Source organism: Xanthobacter sp. DMC47 (assembly GCF_056313845.1).
In genome coordinates this window covers 213141-232158 of record NZ_JBQUZM010000006.1, presented here as the reverse complement: position 1 = coordinate 232158, position 19018 = coordinate 213141, and the positions used below count along the sequence as shown (strand labels likewise).

Annotated in this window: 17 protein-coding genes; 6 read left to right on the top strand and 11 right to left on the bottom strand. The window is 69.3% G+C overall.

The genetic code is table 11. The annotated features are described in order from the left end of the window. Positions 1 to 148: 148 nt before the first annotated feature. From ACT54R_RS23270 to ACT54R_RS23230, 9 genes are all read right to left on the bottom strand, one after another. Positions 149 to 1363 carry a molybdopterin molybdotransferase MoeA gene (locus ACT54R_RS23270; protein ID WP_476330741.1) on the bottom strand — a complete coding sequence of 405 codons (1215 nt, stop codon included), beginning with the start codon at positions 1361 to 1363 and terminating at the stop codon, positions 149 to 151. Positions 1364 to 1415: 52 nt separating this feature from the next. Further along, entirely contained in the window at positions 1416 to 1904 is a 489-nt protein-coding gene (moaC, locus tag ACT54R_RS23265) for a cyclic pyranopterin monophosphate synthase MoaC (protein WP_476330739.1), read from the bottom strand. Positions 1905 to 2024: 120 nt separating this feature from the next. Continuing rightward, positions 2025 to 2444, bottom strand: a complete 420-nt coding sequence (locus ACT54R_RS23260; RefSeq protein ID WP_476330736.1) for a DUF2147 domain-containing protein — start codon at positions 2442 to 2444, stop codon at positions 2025 to 2027. 106 nt (positions 2445 to 2550) lie between these two features. Further along, a complete protein-coding gene (trpC, locus tag ACT54R_RS23255) occupies positions 2551 to 3342 on the bottom strand; it encodes an indole-3-glycerol phosphate synthase TrpC (RefSeq protein WP_476330733.1) in 792 nt (263 codons plus the stop codon). After that, positions 3339 to 4373: an anthranilate phosphoribosyltransferase gene (gene trpD / locus ACT54R_RS23250; RefSeq protein ID WP_476330730.1), complete on the bottom strand. Its 1035-nt coding sequence runs from the start codon at positions 4371 to 4373 to the stop codon at positions 3339 to 3341. The genes trpC and trpD overlap by 4 nt, the downstream gene beginning before the upstream one ends. A 21-nt stretch (positions 4374 to 4394) precedes the next feature. Then, on the bottom strand, positions 4395 to 5012 hold the full coding sequence (locus ACT54R_RS23245) for an anthranilate synthase component II (RefSeq protein WP_476330728.1): 618 nt from the start codon (positions 5010 to 5012) through the stop codon (positions 4395 to 4397). A gap of 323 nt (positions 5013 to 5335) precedes the next feature. Then, positions 5336 to 5806, bottom strand: coding sequence for a hypothetical protein (locus ACT54R_RS23240; RefSeq protein WP_476330725.1), 471 nt, complete (start codon positions 5804 to 5806; stop codon positions 5336 to 5338). A gap of 4 nt (positions 5807 to 5810) precedes the next feature. Next, on the bottom strand, positions 5811 to 7322 hold the full coding sequence (gene trpE / locus ACT54R_RS23235) for an anthranilate synthase component I (protein WP_476330722.1): 1512 nt from the start codon (positions 7320 to 7322) through the stop codon (positions 5811 to 5813). A gap of 12 nt (positions 7323 to 7334) precedes the next feature. Further along, positions 7335 to 9227, bottom strand: coding sequence for a peptidylprolyl isomerase (locus ACT54R_RS23230; RefSeq protein ID WP_476330720.1), 1893 nt, complete (start codon positions 9225 to 9227; stop codon positions 7335 to 7337). 175 nt (positions 9228 to 9402) lie between these two features. Between ACT54R_RS23230 and tpiA the strand changes: the two genes are divergently transcribed. The 5 genes from tpiA to ACT54R_RS23205 all read left to right on the top strand — a co-directional run bounded on the left by tpiA (position 9403) and on the right by ACT54R_RS23205 (position 16677). Continuing rightward, positions 9403 to 10152, top strand: a complete 750-nt coding sequence (gene tpiA / locus ACT54R_RS23225) for a triose-phosphate isomerase (protein ID WP_476330718.1) — start codon at positions 9403 to 9405, stop codon at positions 10150 to 10152. Positions 10153 to 10486: 334 nt separating this feature from the next. Further along, positions 10487 to 10783: a succinate dehydrogenase assembly factor 2 gene (locus ACT54R_RS23220; protein ID WP_168457917.1), complete on the top strand. Its 297-nt coding sequence runs from the start codon at positions 10487 to 10489 to the stop codon at positions 10781 to 10783. Between the two features lie 47 nt (positions 10784 to 10830). Further along, entirely contained in the window at positions 10831 to 14337 is a 3507-nt protein-coding gene (gene mfd / locus ACT54R_RS23215) for a transcription-repair coupling factor (protein WP_476330715.1), read from the top strand. Positions 14338 to 14542: 205 nt separating this feature from the next. After that, positions 14543 to 15475 carry an AAA family ATPase gene (locus ACT54R_RS23210; RefSeq protein WP_476330712.1) on the top strand — a complete coding sequence of 311 codons (933 nt, stop codon included), beginning with the start codon at positions 14543 to 14545 and terminating at the stop codon, positions 15473 to 15475. After that, positions 15472 to 16677 carry a vWA domain-containing protein gene (locus ACT54R_RS23205; RefSeq protein WP_476330710.1) on the top strand — a complete coding sequence of 402 codons (1206 nt, stop codon included), beginning with the start codon at positions 15472 to 15474 and terminating at the stop codon, positions 16675 to 16677. The genes ACT54R_RS23210 and ACT54R_RS23205 overlap by 4 nt, the downstream gene beginning before the upstream one ends. Here ACT54R_RS23205 and ACT54R_RS23200 read toward each other — a convergent pair. Together ACT54R_RS23200 and ACT54R_RS23195 are read right to left on the bottom strand one after the other, a co-directional pair. Further along, positions 16640 to 17506, bottom strand: a complete 867-nt coding sequence (locus ACT54R_RS23200; protein ID WP_476330707.1) for a PPC domain-containing DNA-binding protein — start codon at positions 17504 to 17506, stop codon at positions 16640 to 16642. The two genes, ACT54R_RS23205 and ACT54R_RS23200, sit on opposite strands and share 38 nt — an antisense overlap. Further along, a complete protein-coding gene (locus ACT54R_RS23195) occupies positions 17499 to 18593 on the bottom strand; it encodes a lysine-2,3-aminomutase-like protein (RefSeq protein ID WP_476330704.1) in 1095 nt (364 codons plus the stop codon). Before ACT54R_RS23195 ends, ACT54R_RS23200 begins: the two co-directional genes overlap by 8 nt. A 62-nt stretch (positions 18594 to 18655) precedes the next feature. Between ACT54R_RS23195 and ACT54R_RS23190 the strand changes: the two genes are divergently transcribed. Further along, complete coding sequence (locus tag ACT54R_RS23190) at positions 18656 to 18979, top strand: XdhC family protein (protein ID WP_476330701.1); 324 nt, start codon at positions 18656 to 18658, stop codon at positions 18977 to 18979. Positions 18980 to 19018 lie beyond the last annotated feature (39 nt).

The window sequence follows — 19018 nt, the reverse complement described above, 5'->3', positions numbered from 1 at the left end:
CCCGTTCCTTGCAGGCACCGCCCGGAAGCGGCGCTCTCGGCCGGTCCCGATTCAAGGCGCATCCAGCCCGGTGCGCCGCGAAACAAATCATGAACAGTCTTTATCTGTTCCTTTTGTGTTCCGCAAGTGGTGAAGGCCCCGTTAACGCTCAATCGTCGAAGGGAATAATCTCGCAGGGGTCGCCGACGCGCCCCGCAGGCGCGAAGGGCGGGCGCACCAGAAGGCAGTCGGCGGCGGAGAGAATGCTCAGCATGGCGCTGTCCTGCGAGGCGCAGGGAATGGCGTGGATCGAGCCATCCGCGCGCCGGTCGAGGGTGGCGCGCATGAAATCCCGCCGCACATCGTTGGGCGGCAGGTCGGCCGCGAGGCGCGCCGGCACGGTCTCGGGGCCGGGGCGGGAATCACCCTGCAGAGCGCGGATGAGGGGGACGAGGTAGACCATCCCGCAGACGTGGGAGGACACCGGGTTACCCGGCAGCCCCAGCACCCGCACGGCGCCGCGATGGCCGAACATCAGCGGTTTTCCGGGGCGCAGCGCGATCTTATGCACCGAGAGGTCCACCCCCTCGGCCTTCAGCGCCGGGGCCATCAGGTCATGATCGCCCACGGAGGCGCCACCCGAGGAGACCACGAGATCGAATTCGCCGGAGAGCGCGCGCGCCACCACGGCGCGGATGGCCGCAAGGTCGTCCTTGATGAGGCCGAGGTCGGTCACATCGGCCCCGGCGCGGCGGGCGAGTTCGGCGAGGCCGAAGGCGTTGGAGACGACGATCTCGCTGCCGTTGCCGGTGCCCTGGCCGGGCAGCACCAGTTCGTCGCCGGTCTGCAGCAAGGCGACGCGCGGGCGGCGCGCGACCGGCACTGTCGCATGGTCCATGGCGGCGGCGAGCATGATGTCGCGGCCGGTCAGGCGCCGGCCGGCGAACAGGCCGGGTGCGCTTTCAGAAAAATCGCAGCCGCGCTTGCGCACGTTGCGGAGCGCGGCAGTCGGGGCGGTGGTGGTGATGGTGTCGCCGTCGCGGGTGACGTTTTCCTGGATCACCACCGTGTCGGCGCCCTCCGGCACGACGGCCCCGGTGAAGATGCGCACGGCCTGTCCGGCGCCCATCGTCCCGGCAAAGGGCCGGCCAGCGGCGGATTCGCCGATGACTGCAAGGTGCGCCGGCGTCTCGGCGATGTCGGCGCCGCGCACGGCGTAGCCGTCCATGGCCGACATGTCGGCGGGGGGCTGGGTGCGGCGTGCTGCGAGGTCGCGCGCCAGCACCCGCCCGGCCGCCGCCTGCACCGGCACATCCTCGACGCCGAGCGCGACGACGCCCTCAGTAATGAGCGCGGTGGCCTCCTCGACGGTCATGAGCGCCATGGCGCGGCTCCCTCACTCTGCACGTGCTGTCGGGTCATGGTGGCGGGCCGGCTCAGGCCGCCCCGGTCTCGGCGCGGAAATGGCCGCTGCGGCCGCCGGATTTCTCCAGCAGGCGAATGCCTTCAATTCGCATGCCACGGTCGGCGGCCTTGGCCATGTCGTAGATGGTGAGGCAGGCCACCGAGACGGCGGTGAGCGCCTCCATCTCCACGCCGGTCTGGCCCGTCACCTTGGCGCGGGCGGTGACGCGAAGGCCGGGCAGGGCGGGATCGGGGACCACCTCCACCTCCACCTTGGTCAGCATCAGGGGATGGCAGAGGGGGATCAGCTCATGGGTGCGCTTGGCGGCCATGATGCCGGCGATGCGCGCCACGCCCAACACGTCGCCCTTCTTGGCGTTGCCGGAGAGGATGAGATCCAGCGTCTCGCGCGCCATCGCCACGCGGCCCTCGGCCAGCGCCTCGCGGGTGGTCGCGTCCTTGTCCGACACGTCCACCATGCGGGCGGCGCCCTGTTCGTCGAGATGGGTCAGGCTGGCCATGGAAGTCGCGGTCTTCCCCGGAATCGATCTGAGGTCGGGGAAGATGGCGTCCGCGGCGGCGCCTGTCCACCGCCGCAGGAACAGGGCGGCGGAAAGGCTGTGTTGCCGGCGTTGGTTGGATCAGCGCAGGCGGGTCCAGACCTGCGTCTTGCAGAGCGGCACCACCACGCAGCCGCGCAGCTTCAGGGTGCTGTCGCCATCCATGGTGATGGTGCCTGAATAGGTCTTGCCGTCCTCGGCATTGTAGATGCTGCCGCCGGTCCATTCCTGCGGGCCGCCGGAGAAGCCGGTGAGGATGGTGAGGCCCTTCAGCGCGCGGCTGCGCAGGGACGCGTTGGAATTGTTCACGTCTTTCAGCGCCGGATCGGCCTTCAGCCCCTCGGAGGAGACGAGGCGGCCGCAGAGGCTGGCGCCGCACTTGGAGATTTCCACCTGCCCGCTGCGGGTGGGGGTCTGCCACAGGCCGGTCGGGTCCGCGGCGAAAACAGGCGTGGCGATAAGGCTGGCGGCGGCAAGCGCCACGCAAAGAAACGTCCTCATGAAGCTTTTCCTCCCGTGAGGCACCAGCCCGCGCAGGGGCCGGTGCATGCGGCCTCTTGTCGGGCCACCTCACGTATTAAGGCGTAACTTCACGTATACGGCAAGCCTAGCTGGCGAGGAGCTGGCACGTCGCGGATGCGACATCCTCCTGCCGCATCAGGCTCTCGCCCACCAGAATGGTGCCGATGCCCACCTGCGCCAGCCGGGCCACGTCGGCCGGCGTGAAGATGCCGCTCTCGCCGATGACGATGCGGTCCTTCGGCACGCGGGGCGCGAGGCGTTCGGAGGTTTCCAGCGTGGTCTCGAAGGTGCGCAAATTGCGGTTGTTGATGCCGACGAGCCGGCAGGGCAGCGCCAGCGCGCGGTCGAGCTCGGCACCGTCATGCACCTCGACGATGGCGTCCATGCCATAAGCGGCCGCCGCGTCGGCGAGGTCGCGGGCGAGGGCGTCGTCCACACCGGCCATGATGATGAGGATGCAGTCCGCCCCCCAGGCGCGGGCCTCCGCCACCTGATAGGTGTCGTACATGAAATCCTTGCGGAGCACCGGCAGGCTCACCGCCGTGCGGGCGGCCTTCAGATAGTCCGGCGCGCCCTGGAAGGAGGGCGTGTCCGTGAGCACCGAGAGGCAGGTGGCGCCGCCGCGCTGGTAGGCGCGGGCGAGCGAAGGCGGATCGAAGTCCGCGCGGATCAGGCCCTTGGAGGGGCTGGCCTTCTTGATCTCGGCGATCAGCGCGGTGCGGCCTTCGGACAGGCTCTGCTCGATGGCCCCGGCGAAGGGGCGCACGCGCGGCGCGCAGCGGGCGGCGGCCTCGATCTCGGCCAGCGGGCGGGCCTTCTTGGCGGCGGCGATTTCCTCGCGCTTGTAGGCCTCGATCTTGGTGAGGATGTCGCTCATTGCGCGGCCTCCGGGGCGAGAGAGGCGGAGAGGGTGACGAGGCGTTCCAGCCGCGCGCGGGCCGAGCCGGTGTCGAGGCTGGTCTGCGCCATGGCGACGCCTTCGGTGAGGTCCTTGGCGCGGCCGGCCACCACCAGGGCGGCGGCGGCGTTCAGCACCGCCACGTCGCGATAGGCGCCGGGGGCGCCGTCCAGCACGGCCCGCAGGGCTTCGGCATTATGTGCGGCATCCCCGCCCTTCAGCGCCTCGGCGGGCGCGCGGGCGAGGCCCACATCCTCCGGGTTGAGGGTGAAGGTGTGGATGCGGCCGTCCTCCAGCACGGCAATGTCCGTGCCGCCGGAGATGGTGATCTCGTCCAGCCCGTCCGATCCGTGGACCACAAACGCCTTCTCCGAGCCCAGCGCCTTCAGCACCTCGGCCAGGGGCACGATCCAGGATTTCGCGAACACGCCCACCATCTGCCGCTTCACGCCGGCCGGATTGGAGAGCGGACCGAGTAGATTGAAAATGGTGCGCGTGCCCATCTCCACCCGTGTCGGGCCCACATGCTTCATGGCCGGATGGTGGGAGGGGGCGAACATGAATCCGATGCCGGCCTCGCCGATGCAGCGGGCGATGCCGGCCGGATCAAGATCCAGCCGCACGCCCAACGCGGAGAGCACATCCGCCGCGCCGGACTTTGAGGAGAGCGCCCTGTTGCCGTGTTTCGCCACCGGCACCCCGGCGCCGGCCACGATGAAGCTGGCGCAAGTGGAGATGTTGTAGGAGCCGGAGGCGTCGCCCCCGGTGCCCACCACGTCCACCGCTTCGTCGGGGGCCTCCACGGTGAGCATCTTGGCACGCATGACGGAGACCGCGCCCGCGATCTCCTCCACCGTCTCGCCGCGCACGCGCAGGCCCATGAGCAACGCGCCCATCTGGGAGGGGGTCGCCTCGCCGGACATCATGCGGTCGAACACGAAGGCGGCCTCGTCGCGGCTGAGGCTCGCGCCCGTGGCCACCTTGCCGAGCAGGGGTTTGAACTGGTCCATGGTGTGTCCTCGTCCCCCGTCTCAGCCCTTGGCCTTCTGCGCGTTGAAGGCGGCGGCGATCTCGAGGAAATTGCGGATCAGCGCGTGCCCGTTCTCCGAGGCGATGCTCTCGGGGTGGAACTGCACGCCGTGGATGGGCAGGCTCTTGTGGGCAAGGCCCATGATGAGGCCGTCTTCGGTGTGGGCGGTCACTTCCAGGTCGTCCGGCAGGGTGTCCCGCTCGACGATCAGCGAGTGGTAGCGCGTCGCCTGGAAGGAATGGTTCAGCCCACGGAAGACGCTTTTGCCCTCATGCAGGATCTCGCTCATCTTGCCGTGCATGGGGGAGGGCGCGCGCACCACGTCGCCGCCGAACACCTGCCCGATGGACTGGTGACCGAGGCAGACGCCGAAGATCGGCACCTTGTCCCCCGCCTTGGCGATGAGATCGAGGCAGATGCCGGCCTCGTTGGGCGTGCAGGGGCCGGGAGACAGCACGATGGCATCCGGCTTCTCGGCGAGCACGTCCTCCACGCTCACCGTGTCGTTGCGGTGGACGGTAACGGTGGCGCCAAGCTCGCCGAGGTAATGGACGAGGTTGTAGGTGAAGCTGTCGTAATTATCGATCAGCGTGACCTTCGGAGACTTCGTGGCGGACATCTGGAACTCCGGCCCCGCGCCGCTTCAGCGGGAATGGCGGGTGTTAAGGCGAGGAATGACGGGCGGTCAATGGTGGTGGGCAGGGAGCTCGCGTAGCTCCCTCTCCCCTTGCGGGAGAGGGGTTGGGGGTGAGGGGGCGGCTGCGCCATCCCGGCCCCTGTGCAAGCGGCGCGAACCCCTCACCCCGGCCCTCTCCCGCAAGGGGAGAGGGAGTCAGGGCTGCTCCCGCTTCACCATCGCTCGCGACGTGTCATCTCAGTCCTCATCCCATGTCGCATGCTGCGGGAATTGCCTCAGGTTAAAGACCCGCGGACACCGTGGGGTCAAGCAACGCCGTCCGGCGCAAGAGATCGCGAACGGCACCATCGCCCCACGAGGTAGGCCACCACCGCAGCAGTGAGGAGTGCCGCACCAACGCCGCGCGGAAAGTTCAGAAAGGCGCCAAACGCAAAAAGAGCGGAGAGCGGTACGCTATAGATCAGGCTCGATAGCTGGTCCGGCTCCGCCAGCGCCGCCCCGACGACTTGAACGAGGAAGGCCAAGAACAAGCCGAGCGGCACCGCCAGCATCACAGCCAATGCCCCCGCCACGAGGTGAAAACGCCCTCGGATCACCACGACCCAGCGCCAGAAAAGGCCCATCACCAGCGTGATGGACCCGGTGATGGCCGCAATTCCCATCGCCCGCTGCGGCGAGGAATGGGAATAGCTGGTGACGTGGACGGCGAGAGCGAGGGATAGGAAGAAGCCGAATCCGAGCATGATCAGGGCGCCCTGGCGTACGGCGTCCCTCATCCCCTCACTGCCCCTTCCCGGCGCGGGCGGCGAAGCGGACGGCTTCCTCGCCGGCGCGGAACAGGGCCTTGGCCTTGTTCACGCACTCCTGGTGCTCGCTCTCGGGCACCGAGTCGTAGACGATGCCGGCGCCGGCCTGGACGAACATGCGCCCGTCCTTCACCACCGCCGTGCGCAGCACGATGCAGGTGTCCATCTCGCCATTGGCGCCGAAATAGCCGATGGCGCCGGCATAGATGCCGCGCTTGTCCTTCTCCAGCTCGTCAATGATCTCCATGGCCCGCACCTTGGGCGCGCCGGAGACCGTACCGGCCGGAAAGCCTGCCGCCAGCGCGTCCACCGCGTCGAAGCGCGTGTCGATGGCGCCTTCCACGTTGGAGACGATGTGCATGACCTGGCTGTAGCGCTCGATGAAGAAGCTGTCCGTCACCTTCACCGTGCCGACGCGCGAGACCCGGCCGGCATCATTGCGGCCGAGATCGAGCAGCATCAAATGCTCGGCCCGCTCCTTGGGATCGGCGAGCAGCTCGGCCGCCAGCGCCTCGTCCTCCGCGTGGGTGGCGCCGCGCTTGCGGGTGCCGGCGATGGGACGGATCGTGACCTTGCCGTCGCGCACCCGCACGAGGATCTCCGGCGAGGAGCACACCACCGAGAAGCCGTCGAAGTTGAGATAGACGAGGAACGGTGCCGGATTCACCCGCCGCAGCGCCCGGTAGAGGGCGAAGGGCGGCAAAGTGAACGGGCTCTCGAAGCGCTGGGAGAGCACCACCTGGAAGATGTCGCCGGCGCGGATATAGTCCTTCGCCTTGTCCACCATGGCGCAGAACTCATCGGCGCCGGTGTTGGAGACCTGCGAGACCTCACCGTGGAACGGCTCGGGCGCGGGGTGGGCGATGGCACGGTCGAGGTCCGCCACCACCTGGTCGAGCCGGGTGATCGCAGCCTCCCACGCGGCGCGGGGCGAGACGCCCTCCTTCGCGCGGACAGGGGTGACGGCGGTCAGCTCGTCCTTCACCGCGTCGAACACCACCATCACGGTGGGGCGGATGAGCAGCGCCTCGGGTACGCCGATGGGATCGGGCTTGGCCGGGCCGAGCTTCTCCATCTGCCGCACCATATCATAGCCGAGATAGCCGAATACGCCGGCCGCCATGGGCGGGGCGCCCTCCGGCAGCTCGATGGCAGATTCGGCTAGCAGAGCCCGCAGCGCGGTCAGCGGCGGCTCGGCGCAGGGCACGAAGGCGCCCTTGTCGCGGTCCGGCATGCGGTTGATCTCGGCGAGATCACCGGACGCGCGGAAGATGAGATCGGGCTTCATCCCGATCATGGAATAACGCCCGCGCGCCTGCCCGCCCTCGACGGATTCGAGCAGGAACGAGTTGGGCTGGTCGCCGGCGAGCTTGAGGAAGGCCGAAACCGGCGTTTCCAGATCGGCGACGAGGGTGGTGGAAACCACCTGCGCCTCGCCCCGCAGGTAGCGCGAGGCGAAGAGGTCGAAGTCGGTGGGAGCGTTCACGGGCGCCGGCCTTCAGTTCGCCGGGTTGGTGCCGACCGCCTGGGCGAACAGGCGCTCGTTGATCTTCACGCCCAGCTCCTTCTGGATGGCCGCGAGGTATTGCACCAGCACGTCGTTCTCCAGCTGGCGCGACAGCTCCTGGCTGACGCGGCTGGTGTCCGGCATCTGCTGGGGTACCTCGACCTTGGTCACCTGGAACACGATGCGGTCCGGCTCGGGCGTGGCCAGCGCGATGCCGAAGCCGCCGTCCTTCACGTCGAACACGGAGGTGACGCTTTCGGCGCTGAACGGGCCTTCGGCGCGGCCGCGATGCAGGCCCTCGGCGATCTGGAGCGGGATGTCGGCCTCGGCCGAGACCTGGGCGAGGGGCGTGCCGGCCTTGGCCCGGTCCAGCAGTTCCTTGGCCTTGGCTTCCACCGCCTTCTCCGTCTCCGCCTCGGTGTAGCGTGCGGTCACGGCCTCCTTCGCCTCCTCGAAGGTGCGGTCGCGGGCGGGGGTGATGGCGGCGGTCTCGTACCATACGAAGCCGCCGCCCTGGGGCAGTTGCACCGTGTCGGTCTCGACGCCCGGCTGGGCGGAGAAGGCGCCGGTGATCACGTCGGCCCCGCCGGGCACGTCCACGGCGGCACCGGCTGCATCGTGGCCGGAGCGGTCCACGTCGAAGCTCAGGACCTTGAGGCCCAGCTTCTGCGCGGTTTCCTGGAGGGTGGCTCCGGAGGCGCGCTCGTCCTCCACCTTGTCGTGCATGTCGAGGATGATGCGCTTGGCCTTGTCGAGCTGCAGCTCGGAGACGATCTGCGGCTTCACCAGATCGAACGGCTGGTAGGCGCCGGGCACGATCTTGGTAACATGCACCAGCGCCGTGCCGAAGCGCCCGTCCACGGGGCCGCTCACCGCGCCATCCGCCAGCGAGAAGGCCGCCTCGGCGATCTTGGGATCGAGGATGGCCGACTTGGCGACGAGGCCGAGGTCGGTGTCCTTGGGCGTCAGGCCGCGCGCCGTGGCGATGTCGGCGAAGGTCGCGCCGGCCTTGATCTTCTCCTCCGCGGCCGCAGCATCGGCAGCGTTGGTGAAGACGATCTGCTGCACTTCGCGCGTCTCCGGCTTGCCGAAGCGGGCGATGGTGCGATCGTACTCGGCCTTGGCGTCCGCGTCGGTCACGGTGATTCCGGCGGACAGCGTGGCCGGGGTGAGCGCGAGCACGCTGATCTTGCGGTACTCCGGCGCGCGGAACGCCAGCTTGTGCGCATCGAAATAGGCGCGCAGCGCGTCCTCGGTCGGCGCAGGCAGGGTGCCGGCGGCGGTGGGCGTCACGCGGATGTAGGAGGCGGTGCGGGTCTCGCCCTCGAAGCGGTTGACCGCCTCCAGCAGCACCTGCGGCACCGAAACGCCGGCGCCGAGCGCCTGCAGGAGCTGGTCACGCACCTGACGCTGCTTCTCGCTGGCGACGAAGCGCTGCTCCGTCAGGCCGTTGGAGCGCAGGATCTGCTGGAAATAGCCGGGGTCGAACGCCTTGGCGCCGGGGGCGCGGAAATTGGGATTGTCGGCGATCTCGCGGGCGATCTGCGCGTCGGACACGGCGAGCGAGAGGCGGGCGGCCTCGGCATCCAGGGTCGCGTCGGCGATCATCTGGTTCAGCACCTGCCGGTCCAGCCCGAAGGCGTGCGCCTGTTCAGGCGTGATGGCGCGGCCGGCCTGCCGGCTGATCCGCTGGAGCTGGTCGAGATACTGCTGGCGGAAGACCTGCGCCGAAATCTCGGTGCCGCCGACGCTCGCGACAGATGACGCGCCCATGCCGCGGAACACGTCGGCGATGCCCCAGACCACGAAGCTGAGGGTGAGCACGACGAGGAAAATCTTGGCGATCCAGCCGGAGGCGCCCTTGCGGAGTGTCTGAAGGACCATCGCTCATTCGTTCAAAGAGCGCCGGAGGCCCCGGCGCGGAAGCGGCGCATCATAGGGAGGGGGAGGGGGCCTCGCAACGGCGCATGGTCGCACCCCTTTCCAGCGGGCGCGCGGCTCTGGTAGGTGAGGCCCCTACGTGAGCCTTGCCGCTGCTGCAAAACCCGGAGGAACCGCCATGACGGCCGAACGCCGCCCCCTGATCGCAGGCAATTGGAAGATGAACGGCCTGCGGGCGGCCAAATCCGAGTTGCGGGCCGTGGCGGCGGGCCTTGCCGGCCTTTCGGCGGAAACCATGATCTGCCCGCCCTTCACGCTCATCGGTGCGTTCGCCGCCGACGTCGCGGGCACCCAGCTGATGATCGGCGGTCAGGACTGCCATCCGGCCGAGAGCGGCGCCCACACCGGCGACATCTCCGCCGAGATGCTGCGCGACGCCGGGGCGGTGGCGGTGATTCTCGGCCATTCCGAGCGCCGCATCGACCATCAGGAGGGCGATGCCATCATCAAGGCCAAGGTGAAGGCGGCGTGGCGCGCGGGGCTGCTGCCCGTGGTCTGCGTGGGTGAGACGCTGGTGGAGCGGGACGCGGGCGAGGCCTCCGCGGTGGTGACGCGGCAGGTGCGCCAGTCCGTGCCGGACGGCGCGACGGCGGCCAACCTCGTCATCGCCTATGAGCCCATCTGGGCCATCGGCACCGGCCGCACTCCCACCACCGACGACGTTGCGGAAGTACATGGCGCCATCCGTCACATCCTCGCCGAGCGCTTCGGCGCTGAGGCGAACGGCATCCGCATCCTCTACGGCGGTTCGGTGAAGCCGGACAACGCCGCCGCCCTCCTCGCCGTCTCCAACGTCGATGGCGCGCTGGTGGGTGGGGCGAGCCTGAAGGCTGCGGACTTCCTCGCGATTGCGCGGGCGGCTGGCTGAGGGCAGGCGGAGGCCGCTTTGTTCCCCTCTCCCCTTGCGGGAGAGGGTGGATCGCGGCTTGCCGCGAGACGGGTGAGGGGGCGGGTGCCACTGGGCTCTGCGGAGGCATACCCCTCACCCCAGCCCTCTCCCGCAAGGGGAGAGGGAGCGCGGCCGCACCCCGTCCTACCAGCCGTGCTCTTTGACGGTCGCTTCTCCTTTTTCACCAGGAGAAGATTCAACCGCGACCAGCCGCCATCCCCGCCCCCACTGGCCAAAACGGGGGCCAAGCCCCTATATGCGCCGAGCGGACGGGCCTCTGGGACCGGCCGTCGCCCTGCTTTGGAGGTCCCTCATGTCCGGCATCATCAGGTCCAGCGACGGGCTCGACGAGCGGCGCCGCCGCATCCTGTTCCGGGCGCGCCATCGCGGGATGCGCGAGATGGACCTCATCCTCGGCGGTTTCGCCGATGCCGAGATCGCCGCGCTCTCGGACGCGGAACTCGCCGATTTCGAGGAACTGCTGGAGCCCGAGGACCAGAAGGTCTTCTCCTGGGTCAGCGGCACCGAAGCGATCCCGCCGGAGTTCGATACCGAGCTGTTCCGCAAGATCTGCGCCTTCCATTTCTCGGGCCGCGGCCTGCCGAGCTGATCTTGCCGGGCTGATCTCCCCGCCCGCGTCCTTCCGGAGTTCGTGTCTTGAAGCGTCCCCAGCCCATCGCCGACGTGCTGGCCGAAGGCCGGCCGCTGACCCTCTCGCGCGTCGCCGACGGCATGGAGGGCATGGTGGTCGCGGACCTCGCGCGCTCCCTCGCCGCGCAGAAGAACGCGCCGTGGCCGAGCCTGACGGTGGTCTGCCGCGACGGCCAGCGCATGGCGGCTCTGGAGCGGGGCCTTGCCTTCTTTGCCCCCGAGCTGGAGGTGATCTCCTTCCCCTCGTGGGACTGCCTGCCCTACGACCGCGCCTCGCCCAATGCCGCCATCGTGGCGCGGCGCATGGCGGCGCTGGCGAAGCTCGCGCGCATCAAGGGCGGAGCGGCGAGCGTGCTGCTGACCACCGTCAACGCCACGGTGCAGCGCGTGCCGGCCAAGGGGCTGGTGGCGGCGCAGTCGCTCGTGGCGGCGCCGGGCAATGCCATCGCGCTCGATGGCGTGACCGAATGGGCCGAGCAGAACGGCTTCCTGCGCACTCCCACCGTGCGGGACACCGGAGAATATGCCGTGCGCGGCGGCCTGATCGACCTGTTCCCGCCCGGCCTCGACGCGCCCATCCGCCTCGATTTCTTCGGCGACACGCTGGAGAGCATCCGCGCCTTCGATCCCGAGACCCAGCGCACCACGTCCCAGCTGCGGTCTCTCGAACTCGTCCCCATGGCCGAGTTCCAGCTCACCACCGACACAATGCGCCGCTTCCGCATGGCCTACATCGCCCAGTTCGGCGCCGCCCAGAAGGGCGACACGCTCTATGAGGCCGTAAGCGAGGGCCGCCGCCACGCCGGCATGGAGCACTGGCTGCCGCTGTTCCATGAGCGCATGGACACGCTGTTCGACTATCTCGAAGGCGGAACGCTGCTGCTCGACCCCCTTGCCGAGGAAGCCGGCGGCGAGCGCATCGCCCAGATCGCCGACTATTACGACGCCCGCCGGCAGGCGCAGGACCTTAGCGGCGGACCGATCTACAATCCGCTGCCGCCGGACCGGCTTTATCTGCAGGGCCCGGAATGGTCGAAGCGCCTCGCCGGCATGCGCCTCGCCCGCCTCTCGCCTTTCGCCATGCCGGACGGCGGGGCAGGGCGGGTGATCGACCTCGGCGGCGTGCAGGGCCGCTCCTTCGCCGCCGAGCGTGCGGACCCGGACGCCAACGTCTTCGACGCCGCCATCGCCCATGTGCGGGACCTGCAGAAGTCCAAGAAGGTGATCCTCGCCGGCTGGTCGGAGGGCTCGCGCGAGCGGCTCGGCACGGTGCTGGCCGACCACGGGCTGAAGGGCTGCGCGGCCATCTCGCGCTTCGACAGCCTTGCCGCTTTGCCAAAGAATCAGGCGGCGCTCGCCGTGTTCGGGCTGGAAGCGGGCTTCGAGACGCCGGACTTCGCCGTCATCGGCGAGCAGGACATCCTCGGCGACCGCCTCGTGCGCCCCAAGCGCAAGGCGCGCCGTCCGCAGGACGTGCTCACCGAGTTGACCGCGCTCACCGCCGGCGACCTCGTGGTGCATGTGGACCACGGCATCGGCCGCTTCATCGGCCTGAAGACCGTGGAGGCCATGGGTGCGCCCCATGACTGCCTGGAGCTGCATTACGCCGGCGGCGACAAGCTGTTCCTGCCGGTGGAAAATCTCGAACTCCTGAGCCGCTACGGCTCGGAGGAGACGGAGGCCCAGCTCGACAAGCTGGGCGGCGGCGCCTGGCAGCAGCGCAAGGCGCGGATGAAGAAGCGCATCCGCGAGATGGCGTCCGAACTCATCAAGATCGCCGCCCAGCGCCAGCTCGGCGAGGCGCCGAAGCTGGTGCCCGCCATGGGCCTCTACGACGAGTTCCGCGCCCGCTTCCCCTATGAGGAGACGGACGACCAGGAAGCCGCCATCGACTCGGTGCTGGACGACCTCGCCTCCGGCCACCCCATGGATCGCCTCGTGTGCGGCGACGTGGGCTTCGGCAAGACGGAAGTCGCCCTGCGCGCGGCCTTCGCGGTGGCGCTCTCCGGCAAGCAGGTGGCGGTGGTGGTGCCCACCACGCTCCTCGCGCGCCAGCATTTCAAGACCTTCTCCGACCGCTTCAAGGGCCTGCCCGTGCAGGTGGGCCAGGCCTCCCGCATGGTGACGGGCAAGGACCTCACGGCGGTGAAGAAGGGCATTTCCGACGGCACGCTGGACATCGTGGTCGGCACCCACGCGCTGCTCGGCAAGGGCATCGCCTTCAAGGATCTCGGCCTCGTCATCGTGGACGAGGAGCAGCATTTCGGCGTCGCCCACAAGGAGCGGCTGAAGCAGCTGCGCGCCGAGGTGCATGTGCTGACCCTGACCGCCACGCCCATCCCCCGCACGCTGCAACTGGCCATGACCGGCGTGCGCGAACTTTCCATCATCGCCACCCCGCCGGTGGACCGCCTCGCGGTGCGCACCTTCGTGACGCCGTTCGACCCGCTGGTGGTGCGCGAGGCGCTGCTGCGCGAGCGCTATCGCGGCGGCCAGAGCTTCTATGTGGTGCCGCGCATCGAGGATCTCGCCGAGGTGCGGGAGTTTCTCGCCGCCTCGGTGCCCGAGGTGAAGGTGGCGGTGGCCCACGGCCAGTTGGCCGCCGGCGCGCTCGAAGACATCATGACCGCCTTCTACGATGGGCAGTACGACGTGCTGCTCTCCACCACCATCGTGGAATCGGGCCTCGACGTACCCAACGCCAACACGCTCATCGTCCACCGGGCCGACATGTTCGGCCTCGCGCAGCTCTACCAGCTGCGCGGCCGCGTGGGCCGGGCCAAGGCGCGCGCCTATGCCATCTTCACCGTGCCGGCGACCAAGCCCGTGACGGTGCAGGCGGAGCGCCGGCTCAAGGTGCTGCAATCGCTGGAGACTTTGGGTGCCGGCTTTCAGCTGGCGAGCCACGACCTCGATATCCGCGGCGCCGGCAATCTCCTGGGCGACGAACAGTCCGGCCACATCAAGGAAGTGGGCTACGAGCTGTACCAGGAGATGCTCCAGGAGGCGATCGCCCACATCAAGGCCGGCATCACCGACTATGTGGACGACAAGTGGTCGCCCAACATCACCATCGGCATGCCGGTGCTGATCCCCGAGGATTATGTGGCCGACCTGCACGTCCGCCTCGCCCTCTACCGCCGCCTCGCCGATATTCAGGACGATGCCGAGATCGACGCCTTCGGCGCCGAGCTGGTGGACCGCTTCGGCCCGACGCCGGAAGAGGTGGGCCAGCTCCTCAAGCTCACCCAGATCAAGGCGCTCGCGCGCAAGGCCAATGTGGAGAAGGTGGATGCCGGCCCCAAGGGCGTGGTGCTCACCTTCCGCAACAACGAGTTCTCCGACCCCTCGGGCCTCGTGAAGCTGATCGCCAACGAGGGCTCGCAGGCCAAGGTGCGGCCGGACTTCAAGGTCGTCTTCCTGCGCGACTGGCCGAACGCCGAGCACCGGCTGAAGGGCACCCTCACCGTGCTGAAGAAGCTTGCGGATCTGGCGAAGAAGAAGGGGCTTTAGGGCCCGCCGAACCTTCACCGACCCCTGCGACCATCCTGCTGTCGCCCTCCGGCTTGACCGGAGGGCCCATGCTTCCGCCGGTGCAAACGTCGGTATGGGTGCTCGGGTCAAGCCGGAGCACGACGGCGGCTCCGGGGTGGTGGCGGGCGCGCCAAGCCTGACGCATCCGCTTGGCCCATCCCATCCCCCATGCTCTACTCGCCCCATGACCGCAGACGCGACACGGGGCGCCTTGCCCGGCTCCATCGATGACACCGGCCGGCTGCTGGCCGGGCAGGGCTATGTGGCCGATCGGGCGCTCTCCACCGTCGTCTTTCTCGCTCTGCGCATGGGCCGTCCGCTGCTGCTGGAAGGCGAGGCCGGCGTCGGCAAGACCGAGGTGGCGAAGACGCTTGCCGCCGCCCTCGGGCGTCGCCTGATACGCCTGCAATGCTATGAGGGGCTGGACCTCGCTGCCGCCGTCTACGAGTGGAACCACGCCGCCCAGATGATCGCCATCCGCCTCGCGGAAGCCTCCGGCGAGAGCGACAGGGGCGCCATCGCCGCCGACATCTTCTCCGACCGCTATCTGCTGCGCCGGCCCCTGCTGGAAGCGCTGGAGCCCCACGCGGAAGGCCCGCCCGTGCTGCTGGTGGATGAGCTGGACCGCACGGATGAAGCCTTCGAGGCCTTCCTGCTGGAGGTGCTCTCCGACCATCAAGTGACCATCCCGGAGCTGGGCACCATCAAGGCCGCCGCCCCGCCCATCGTGCTTCTCACCTCCAACCGAACGCGCGAAATCCACGACGCGCTCAAGCGGCGCTGCCTCTATCACTGGGTGGATTATCCCGACGCCGCCCGCGAGATGGAGATTCTGCGCGCCCGCCTGCCGGATGCGCCGACGCGGCTTTCGGCCGAGGTGGTGGCCTTCGTGCAGGCGCTTCGGAAGGAAGACCTGTTCAAGGTGCCCGGCGTCGCCGAGACGCTGGATTGGGCGTCGGCGCTGGTGGAGCTGAATGCGGTCTCGCTCGATCCCGGCCTCGTCGGCGACACGCTGGGCGTGCTGCTGAAGTATCAGGACGACATCGCCCGCACAGACGCCCCCCGTATCGAGCGCCTCATCGAGGAGGCGCGGCAGGCCTCGCGCGCGGCGGAGTGAACGGGACGATTGCCGCCACAGACGGGCGGCTCGCCGAAAACATCGCCTGGTTCGGCCGCGCCTTGCGGGCTGCCGGCCTCAAGGTGGGGCCGGGGCGCATTCTCGATGCGGTGGCGGCGGTGGAGATGGCGGGCGTCGGCGCGCGCGAGGACTTCTACTGGACGCTCCACGCCCTCTTCGTCTCGCGGCATGAGGACAGCGTGGTGTTCGACCAGGCCTTCCGCCTGTTCTGGCGCCGCCGGGCGCATCAGGAGCGGCTCATTGCCATGCTCTCGCCGGTCGCCGTGCCTCAGCGCGAGCAGAAGCGCGAGAGCGTGCTCCGCCGGGTGGAGGAAGCCCTATTCGCCGGGGTCGGCACCGAACGGCAGGTGGAAAAGCCCCGCGTGGAGGTGGAGGCGCGCCTCTCCGCCTCCGTCGAGGACGTGCTGCGCACCAAGGATTTTGCGCAGATGTCGGCCGCCGAACTCGCCGAGGCGCGCCGCCGCATCGCGCAACTGCGGATGCCGGACGACCGCGCTCGCACCCGCCGCCTGATGCCTGATCCGAAGGGCCGTCGGCTCGATCTGCGCGCCTCGCTGCGCGCCGCCTTGGCGACCGGCGGCGACCTCGTGCTGCTGAAGCGGCGCGGCGAGAAGGAGAAGCCGCCGCCGGTGGTGGCGCTGGTGGATATCTCCGGCTCCATGGCGGACTATTCGCGACCCATCCTCTCCTTCCTCCACGCGCTCGGGGGGCGGCGGAAGGTGTCCGTCTTCCTGTTCGGCACGCGGCTCACCAATGTCACGCGGCAGCTGGCGCGGCGCGATCCGGATGCGGCGCTGGCGGCCGTTTCCGCTTCGGCGCGGGACTGGGCCGGGGGAACGCGCATCGCGGCTTCGCTGCGCGCCTTCAACGTGGAATGGTCACGGCGGGTCACGGCGCAGAATCCGGTCGTCCTCCTCTTCACGGACGGGCTGGAGCGGGAGGTGGACGATACGCTGCCCGGCGAGATGGCGCGCCTCAAGCGCTCCTGCCGCCGGCTCGTCTGGCTCAACCCGCTGCTGCGCTACGAGGGGTTCGAGCCGAAGGCGCAGGGCGTCGCGGCCATGCTGCCGCAGGTGGACGAGATGCGCCCGGTCCACGATCTCAAAAGCCTGGAAAGCCTCGTGGCGGCCTTGTCCGGCCCCCTCAGCCGGCGGTCTCTTCCACCGCCAACTCGAAGGTGATGAGCACCGGATTTTCCCCGCGCACCAGCCGCCCTTCGGCCAGCACGCCGGAGAGGCCGACGAGGGAGAGGGAGATATCCGCCACCAGCGCGCCCGTCGCATCCGGCGTCACTACGCCAGAGGTCACGAACACCTCCGTCGCGTAGTCCTTCACCTCCGGCGCATCATGGAAGCGCGCGCCGATGATGCTGCCCACCCCGCCGCGCAGCCGCCCGCCTGCAAAGCCGTGCCGGCGGCAGATGTCCTCCACCGCGCCGAACAGCTCCGTGTTGGGCCGCACCCGCGCGAAGGCGATGCGTGGGCCATCGGCGGGGGCGTTCACCGCATGGGGGGTAAAAAGGGGGAAGTTGGTCTCGGGATCGTAATCGGCTGATGTCTCCACCTCGGCGGCTCCATAGGCGCGGGCGCGGATGGGCGCGGTGACGACCGCCTCGTGCGGCATCACATGGCCGCCGTGGCGGGTGCCGTCCGGCTCGATCCAGAAGGCGTGGCAATGGATGAAGGGCGCGCCCTCCTTCCGTCCGAAGGTGACGTTGCCGCGCTCCAGCTTTGTGACGCCCTCGGGCGAGAAGGCGCGGCTGTACCAAGCCGCGTGGGTGTCGTCCGGCGAGGCGGCGGGCATCACATAGGTAAACGGGCCGAATGCGCCGCCGGAAATCTCCACCTGCGCCGCGCCCATGCCCGCTTCCAGAAGCGGGCCGCAGATGGCGGCATTGATGGTGAGGCCGGGCTGGAGAGTGAAGTCCAGCACCTTCAGCGTGCCCACCGCGCTCTCAATGCGCTCGGCCGCGACAGGTCCGGGCTGGGTGATGCGGCGCAGCTCAGCCATCTTGTCCCTCATCCGCATAGGCGTGCAGGCCGCCGCAATTGTCGCTCACCTGATAGCCGCTCTCGGTCGCGGCCAGATGGCCCGGCGTGAGCGGTACTTTCCCGGCCCCGCCGGGGATGTCGAGCACATAGGTCGGCTGCGCGATACCGGAGAGGCGGCCGCGCAACGCGCGCACGATCGCCTGCCCTTCGGCGATGGGCAGGCGGAAATGGCCGGTGCCGGGGGCAAGGTCGGGATGGTGCAGGTAATAGGGCTTCACCCGGCATTCCACGAGGGCACGGAACAGCTCGGCCAGCGTCTCTGCGCTGTCGTTCACCCCCCGCAGCAGCACGGTCTGAGAGAGGAGCGGAATGCCGGCATCCGCGAGGCGCGCCAGCGCGGCGCGGGCGGCGGGGGTGAGTTCGCGCGCATGGTTCACATGCACCGCCACATAGGGCGTGAGGCCGGGCGCCTTGAGCGCGGCGATGAAGGCGGCAGTTACCCGTTCCGGCGCCGCGACGGGCACGCGGGTGTGGTGGCGCACGATCTTCACATGGGGGATGGCGGCAAGCCGCCCCACCACCTCGCCCATGCGCCGGGCTGAGAGCATGAAGGGATCGCCGCCGGTGAGGATGACCTCCCAGATCTCCGGATGTTCGGCGAAATAGGCGAACGCCTGCTCCAGCGCATCGTCCGAGAGGAGAGAGGCCGCGCCCGGCCCCACCATCTCGCGGCGGAAGCAGAAGCGGCAATAGACGGCACAGACGCCGACGATCTTCAGCAATGCCCGGTCGGGATAGCGATGCACCACGCCGGGAACGGGGCTGTGGGCGTCATCGCCGATGGGGTCGGCCAGTTCCTGCGGGCGCACCTCCAGCTCGGCGGCATCGGGAACGAACTGGCGGGCGATGGGGTCGGCGGCGTCCGTCGGGTCGATGGCGGAGGCCAGCGTGGGCGTCACCGCCACGGCATAGCGGGCAGCCACCTCTTCCAGTGCATCCCGCTGCTCGGGCGCGGCGAGGCCCGCGCCGATGAGATCACCGGCGGTGCGCAGCGTCCCTTGATCGCGGGCGGCCAAGGACACAAGTTTGGTGAGAGGGTTCGGCATCGGCTCGGCGGACAGCTATATGGGAAGCCTGCCGGGATGCCAAATCGAGACGGGAGCCGCCCATGGACGTGACCGACAGCGATGTCCTCGCCGCCGCCGAGCGCTGGCGCCGCGAGGGCCGGGGCGTGGCCATCGCCACCGTGCTGGAAACTTGGGGCTCTGCGCCCCGCCCGGTGGGCAGCCGCCTCGTCATCGATGCGGAGGGCAATTTCCTCGGCTCGGTCTCCGGCGGCTGCGTGGAGGGGGCGGTGGTGAACGAGGCGGCGGAGGTGATCGCAGCCGGCACCCCGCGCACGTTGGAGTTCGGCGTCGCCGACGAGACCGCCTGGAAGGTGGGCCTCTCCTGCGGCGGCAAGATCGCCGTCTATGTGGAGCCGGTGGACTGAATGAAGCGCGCCGTGACGCGGGGCGCGCGGCGTTATATT

Bases quoted from the DNA above. Each gene is read 5' to 3' on its own strand.
- ACT54R_RS23270 (WP_476330741.1), bottom strand. From the start codon at position 1,363: ATGGCGCTCATGACCGTCGAGGAGGCCACCGCGCTCATTACTGAGGGC.
- moaC (WP_476330739.1), bottom strand. From the start codon at position 1,904: ATGGCCAGCCTGACCCATCTCGACGAACAGGGCGCCGCCCGCATGGTG.
- ACT54R_RS23260 (WP_476330736.1), bottom strand. From the start codon at position 2,444: ATGAGGACGTTTCTTTGCGTGGCGCTTGCCGCCGCCAGCCTTATCGCC.
- trpC (WP_476330733.1), bottom strand. From the start codon at position 3,342: ATGAGCGACATCCTCACCAAGATCGAGGCCTACAAGCGCGAGGAAATC.
- trpD (WP_476330730.1), bottom strand. From the start codon at position 4,373: ATGGACCAGTTCAAACCCCTGCTCGGCAAGGTGGCCACGGGCGCGAGC.
- ACT54R_RS23245 (WP_476330728.1), bottom strand. From the start codon at position 5,012: ATGTCCGCCACGAAGTCTCCGAAGGTCACGCTGATCGATAATTACGAC.
- ACT54R_RS23240 (WP_476330725.1), bottom strand. From the start codon at position 5,806: ATGAGGGACGCCGTACGCCAGGGCGCCCTGATCATGCTCGGATTCGGC.
- ACT54R_RS23230 (WP_476330720.1), bottom strand. From the start codon at position 9,227: ATGGTCCTTCAGACACTCCGCAAGGGCGCCTCCGGCTGGATCGCCAAG.
- tpiA (WP_476330718.1), top strand. From the start codon at position 9,403: ATGACGGCCGAACGCCGCCCCCTGATCGCAGGCAATTGGAAGATGAAC.
- ACT54R_RS23220 (WP_168457917.1), top strand. From the start codon at position 10,487: ATGTCCGGCATCATCAGGTCCAGCGACGGGCTCGACGAGCGGCGCCGC.
- ACT54R_RS23210 (WP_476330712.1), top strand. From the start codon at position 14,543: ATGACCGCAGACGCGACACGGGGCGCCTTGCCCGGCTCCATCGATGAC.
- ACT54R_RS23200 (WP_476330707.1), bottom strand. From the start codon at position 17,506: ATGGCTGAGCTGCGCCGCATCACCCAGCCCGGACCTGTCGCGGCCGAG.
- ACT54R_RS23195 (WP_476330704.1), bottom strand. From the start codon at position 18,593: ATGCCGAACCCTCTCACCAAACTTGTGTCCTTGGCCGCCCGCGATCAA.
- ACT54R_RS23190 (WP_476330701.1), top strand. From the start codon at position 18,656: ATGGACGTGACCGACAGCGATGTCCTCGCCGCCGCCGAGCGCTGGCGC.